Here is a 1,261-nt window from a genome sequence, read left to right as displayed (position 1 = left end):
CTAGTGCTGTGACCGGAAACGATCACCGGGTTGGGCGATCGTTAGGCGACGGCGGCTGTGAGTGGCCGGCCGCCCCAGCGGATGCGTTTCTCGCTGCGGATGCGGGCGCGTTCTCGGCGCTGGGCGGCCAGGACGTCGGGGTGGCGGGCGTTGGCGTTGCGCCAGCGCAGGTAGGCGTGCAGGGCCTGGGTCTGGACCGTGTGGTTGGGATGGTCGGAGCCGGCGATGGTGAACTGCCGCAGCGGGCCGAAGTGCGCCTCGATCGGGTTGGCCCAGGAGGCGTAGGTCGGGGTGAAGCACAACTCGACATTGTTCTTGTTCGCCCAGGTGCGGATGCGCCAGTTCTTGTGGGCCGACAGGTTGTCCAGGATCACGTAGATGGGAGCGCCGTCGGGGCGGGCGGCCCGGATCGATCGCAGTGCGGCCCAGGTGTGGTCGATGCCCTTACGGCGCCGGTTGATTCCCCACAGCACGTCCTCGCCGACCGAATCGCAGCCGTGGAAGTAGGTGATCCCGTGGGTGCGACGGTAGGTGGCCGGCAGCCGTTCCACCCGGCCGCGACGCGCCCATCCCGACCCATGGGCAGGGCGAATGCCCAGCGGGCCGAACTCATCGAAGGCGAAGGTCCGCTCCGGGCGCTTCATCAGGGCGTACTCGATGCGGTCCAGCTTGGCGTCGAAGTCGGGGTCAGTGGACTCCTTCCAGGTCTTGGTGCGCTGGAAGGTGACCCCATGGCGGGCGAGCAGAGTGCGTAACGCCTCCCGGCCGATCCGGATCGCCCGGCCGGAAACAGTCTGCAGGTAGGCGGCGAGTTTCCGGACCGACCAGCGGGTGAAGGGCTGCCCGAGCCGACTCGGGCGGGTGGTGGCCGTCGCAACGACGAAAGCTTCCTCGTCGTCACTGAGCAGGCGGGGACGGCCTCCCGCCCACCGAGGGTCCAGACAGGCCAGCCCGATCTCGTTGAACCGGTGAATGACATCGCGGACGGTGTCCTCATCGGCCTGCACCAAGCGGGCGATCACCGGGACGGCGTTACCTCCAGCCGAGGCCAGCAGGATCATCGCCCGCCGGTAACGCACCGAGCTGGTGCTGCCCCGGCGGACGATCCGCTGCAGCTTCTGCCCTTCCTGATCCATCAATCTTCGTACCCGGACCGGTTCTGCCACCGCGCCTCCTCGCACCGATCGGACCTGTACACAACATCCAATCGGCACCGCGGGCTACACGCGAACCCGGTGATCGTTTCCGGTCGCAGCACTAG

The 1,261-nt window shown here is 68.0% G+C and carries 1 protein-coding gene; it reads right to left on the bottom strand.

The window, feature by feature from the left end:
* Window positions 1-41: 41 nt before the first annotated feature.
* On the bottom strand, window positions 42-1,136 hold the full coding sequence (locus NYZ98_RS41305; protein ID WP_380708895.1) for an IS630 family transposase: 1,095 nt from the start codon (window positions 1,134-1,136) through the stop codon (window positions 42-44).
* Between the last annotated feature and the right edge of the window lie 125 nt (window positions 1,137-1,261).

It is taken from the genome of Sphaerisporangium corydalis, from assembly GCF_025506355.1.
Taxonomy (GTDB): domain Bacteria; phylum Actinomycetota; class Actinomycetes; order Streptosporangiales; family Streptosporangiaceae; genus Sphaerisporangium; species Sphaerisporangium corydalis.
The sequence above is the reverse complement of the archived record's forward strand: the minus strand, read 5'-3'. Positions and strand labels throughout refer to the sequence as shown.